The sequence below is a fragment of the Streptomyces sp. NPDC058289 genome, from assembly GCF_042880975.1.
GTDB classification, from domain to species: Bacteria; Actinomycetota; Actinomycetes; order Streptomycetales; family Streptomycetaceae; genus Streptomyces; species Streptomyces stoeckheimensis.
Window position 1 is genome coordinate 1 of the sequence record NZ_JBHVYI010000190.1, and the last position, 3,994, is coordinate 3,994.

Below are 3,994 nucleotides of genomic sequence, written 5' to 3' on the forward strand. Positions count from 1 at the left end.
GTCTAGGGCAGCCTCCGTGGGCCGGGGCTTACCCGGGGGCCCCGGCCCACGGCGTCAGCCGATCTTCCAGAGGGTGAGTGCGGTGACGTAGTCCGGCATGGGGCCGATGGACCCCTTGCTCGTGTCGAGCACGACCTCGGTGATGCGGAGCATCGCCAGGTTGTTGTCACCGGTGACGGTGCACAGCACCGTCCCCTTCGTGAGCGTCTTGCCCGCCTTCAGCTCGTCCTTGCCCACCCTGGAGGCCAAGGTGTTGGTGGCGACGGCGTCCCGGCACTCCTCCGGCGTGGTGCCGGTGCTCTTGCCCATGGCCGTCAGGAAGCGCAGATCGGCGTCGCCCCAGTCCTGGTAGGTGAGCTCCATGCCCTGGGTCCTGCCGATGGCTCCTTTCGGGAAGATCTGCGGGGCGTCCAGGTCGACGTGGGTCCCGGTGCTGGAGGAGGGCGCGCGCAGGGTCAGGGGCTTGTCCTGGAAGACCGGCGTGTACGCGGACTTCGGCGAGGAGGAGGCCGAGGGCGCGGTCTTGGGCCCGGACGAGACCGGGGCCGGAGCCGGGGCCTGGGCCTGCGCCTGGTCGGAGGAGGCGGGCGCGACCGGCCCCTCCTGCTTCGCGTCGTCCTTCGCGGCGCCGCCGCCGTCGAGCAGCCGGACCGCGCCGGCGCCCGCGAGGACGGCCAGTACGAGGCCGGCCCCGATCAGCACGCCCCGGAACCGCTTCGGTCCGGGGGCCGGCGCGGGCGCCGGGCCCGGCACCGGGGGGTGCGTCGGGTGGCCGGCGGCCGGCGGGGGACCCGCGGGCCGGCGCGGCGCGCCCACCGTCGGCGCCCCGTACACCCCGCCGAAGGCGCCGGCGGGACCAGCGCCCGTACCGCCCGTACCCGATCCGCCCGCGCCAACGCCCGCGCGGCCCGTACCCGCGCCCGCGTCCGCGACCGTGGGCACCGGCGGGTTCTCCGCGGCCCGCACCCGCCGGGCGATCTCCAGCCCGACCGGCTCCGGGAGCCAGCCGTCGAAGTCGTTCAGCGGCCGTCCGGCGAACAGTTCGCACATCGCGGTGAGCTCGTCCGTGCCGATCCGCGCCGCCGGATCCGCCGTCAGGCAGCGCTCCAGCAGCGGCCGCAGTTCGGCCGGGTAGCCGTTCAGGTCCGGGGGCAGCCGGTCGGTGTTGGCGATCCGCACGCCGAGCGCCGTGGCCCCGCCCTCCCCGTACGGGTGCCGCCCGGTGGCCGCGACCGCGGCGATGAGGCCGAGCGCGAACAGGTCGCTCGCGGTGGTGACCTCGGCGCCCAGCGCGTGTTCGGGGGACATGTACTGCGGAGTGCCGATGACCCCGCCGGTGCGGGTGAGCTGCGTGCTGTCGGCGGCCCGGGCGATCCCGAAGTCGATCACGTACGGTCCGGCGGCGCCGAGCAGGAGGTTGGCGGGCTTGAGGTCGCGGTGCACGACCCCCGCGGCGTGGATGGAGCCGAGGGCCCGCGCCGTGCAGCCGATCAGCTGGAAGACGGCGCCGAGCGGGAGCGGACCGTAGGCGCTCAGGGCGTCGTGCAGCGAGAGTCCCGGTACGAACACCGAGGCGAGCCAGGGCGAGGCGCCCGTGGTGTCGTGGTCGAGGACCGGTACGAGGTGGTAGCCCTGCACCCGGCGCGCGGCCCGGACCTCCTGCTCGAACCGGCGCCGGAAGTCCGGGTCCTGCCCGAACTCCCGACGGATCAGCTTCAGCGCGACGGGCTGCCCGCCGCGCGTGTGCGAGAGGTAGACGGTGCCCATGCCGCCCTCGCCGATCCGGGCGATCAGCCGGTAGCCGGCGGTCTCGCGGGGGTCCTGGGGCTCAAGTGGGGCAAGTACGCTGCCGGTTCCGATGGTCACGACGGAAAAGCCTACGTCAGGGACCGGGCCTGATCAGCACGGATGTGCGAAGAAATCCCCTTTGTGGCGGCCCGAGTTGGGCCGTCCTGGCCCGGGCCCGTACTCCCCCTCGTCAGTACGGGCCCGCCGCCGTCCCGGTCAGGGGGCGTACTTGTATCCCACGCGGCGTACGGTCTGGATCGCGCCGCGGTGGGCTGCGCCCAGCTTGCGGCGCAGCCGCGCGACGTGGACGTCTACGGTGCGGCCGTCGCCGACGTGGCCGTAGCCCCAGACGGTGGTCACCAGCTGGTCGCGGCTGTGCACCCGGTGCGGGTGCGCGACCAGGTGGGTCAGCAGCTCGAACTCCAGGTACGTCAGGTCCAGGACCTCGCCGTCCACCTCCGCGGTGCGCTGTGCGGGGTCGATGCGGACCAGGGTGTCGCCGGTGACGGCAGCCGCGCCGGGGGTCGGGGCGGTGGGAACGGCCTGCGGGGAGAAGGCGATCGGCGGCTGCTGGTCGGCCGGTACGAGCACCAGGTACCCGACCATCGGCGGCTGGCCGGGGAGGGCGGGCAGGGTGTGTGCGGGGGCGGGCAGCCAGGTGGCGCCCGGCGGCAGGAAGTCCACGACGCGAGCCACCTCGTCGCGGTCCACGGCTCGCAGGCGGTGGCGCGGACTGGGCGGGAAGCTCGGGTAGGTCAGGGGAGAGGTCGCAGCGGAGGCGGCAGAAGCGAAGGAACGGGTGTTCGCCATGAGTGGTCAGCTCTTTCACGCGGAGTGGTCGGCAGGAGACGTACGTAAAGGCGTCGTCTTGTGTCGTACCGCGCAGACCGAAGGCCTGGGGGAGGTCGGTTGTGAGGTCCCGGAGGCTTTAGAGGGCCGGCGCGTTCTTCGCGCGGCAACACACCCGGTCGAAATCGTGGTCCTGACGGGAAGGCCAGAACGGCTCGAGGTCGCTGCGACCTGTCGAGGTGTACGAGTAGCTGGCCATGGCCCCATTCAAGCAGATGCGGGGCCGCCGGGGCAGGCCCCGTCTCACTACGTGGAGCGGAATCCCATATTCCGTGATCATGACATGAACGGACCATTGCAATCCCGACAAGCCGTCACCCGCCCAGCCGCTTCTTCCAATCCATCCCCGTCACCCGAATCGCATCGCGTGCGGTCCCCTCCCACACCCAGGCCAGCCCCACCGCGTCCAGCACCCGGGTGACCTCCCGGCCCACGGAGGCGGCGAACTCCTCGCCCTGCTCGAAGCCGCCGTAGAGCAGCCACAGGTCGCCCCCCGCCACGGCACCCTCGGTGCACTGCGCGTGGAAGAAGACGAACCCGCGGGCGTCCTCGCGGCCCGCCGCCCGGATCTCCGCGAGGCCGCAGGAGCGACAGCACGCGAAGTTCTCCCGCGCGGTGATGCCGGCGGCATCGAGCGAGGCGAAGGCCCGTGCCAGCCGCTCGGGGTCCGTCTCGCCCACCCAGCCGGCCTGTTCCGCCAGCCGCTCCCGCCAGAGCCGGTCCACCAGGTGCTCCGCCTGCGCGCGCGACACCGGCCGGACCCCGCCCGAGACGAGGTACTCCTCGGCGTTCTCACTCAGGGCCGCCCGGTCGTCGTAACCGCACCGCAGTCCGTCCCGGACGAGCTCGGTCAGCTCCTCCTCCACCTCCGGGGCGAGCGGGGCCACCTCCGCCGCCGGAAACTCCAGCCGCTCCCAGGCCGGGCCGACACCCCAGCCCTCTTCCCGGCGGGCCCAGCGGACCATCACGCCCACCACCTCGGCCGCCGTCGGGACGAAGGCCTGGAAGTGCCGGTCGGGGGCGCCGTCGCGGTACTCCAGCTGGTAGTCCCCGCCGGTCTCGTGCCAGACCTGGGCGAACACGTCGGGCTCGTCCGGCAGCCGCTCCACGATGAGGAAGTGGTCGCCGTCGGCGCCGATGCGCCCGACGAGTTCGGACAGCAGGGGCAGCGCGGGCCGGCGGTAGGTCTCGGCGGGCTCGGTGCGGAGGGTGACGGGCAGCATGGCGCACACGATGGCAGGTGCCACCGACAGCGCGGCGCCCGCCCCCCCCCCGGGGGGGGGGGGGGGGGCCGGGGGGGGGTGGCGGGGGGGGGCCCCGGGGAGGGCGCGGCCCCCGAAGAACAGGGCCGGGGCGC

3 protein-coding genes are annotated in these 3,994 nt (G+C 74.0%); all 3 read right to left on the reverse strand.

Going from position 1 to position 3,994, the window contains the following annotated elements; genetic code table 11:
* Positions 1 to 54 precede the first annotated feature (54 nt).
* Positions 55 to 1,866: a serine/threonine-protein kinase gene (locus ACFVX6_RS40635; protein ID WP_389699612.1), complete on the reverse strand. Its 1,812-nt coding sequence runs from the start codon at positions 1,864 to 1,866 to the stop codon at positions 55 to 57.
* A gap of 138 nt (positions 1,867 to 2,004) precedes the next feature.
* Positions 2,005 to 2,598: a winged helix-turn-helix domain-containing protein gene (locus tag ACFVX6_RS40640; RefSeq protein ID WP_389699613.1), complete on the reverse strand. Its 594-nt coding sequence runs from the start codon at positions 2,596 to 2,598 to the stop codon at positions 2,005 to 2,007.
* A gap of 353 nt (positions 2,599 to 2,951) precedes the next feature.
* Positions 2,952 to 3,860: a DUF6891 domain-containing protein gene (locus ACFVX6_RS40645; RefSeq protein WP_389699614.1), complete on the reverse strand. Its 909-nt coding sequence runs from the start codon at positions 3,858 to 3,860 to the stop codon at positions 2,952 to 2,954.
* Between the last annotated feature and the right edge of the window lie 134 nt (positions 3,861 to 3,994).

Coding starts and splice junctions, on each gene's coding strand:
- ACFVX6_RS40640 (WP_389699613.1), bottom strand. CDS start 2,598: ATGGCGAACACCCGTTCCTTCGCTTCTGCCGCCTCCGCTGCGACCTCT.
- ACFVX6_RS40645 (WP_389699614.1), bottom strand. CDS start 3,860: ATGCTGCCCGTCACCCTCCGCACCGAGCCCGCCGAGACCTACCGCCGG.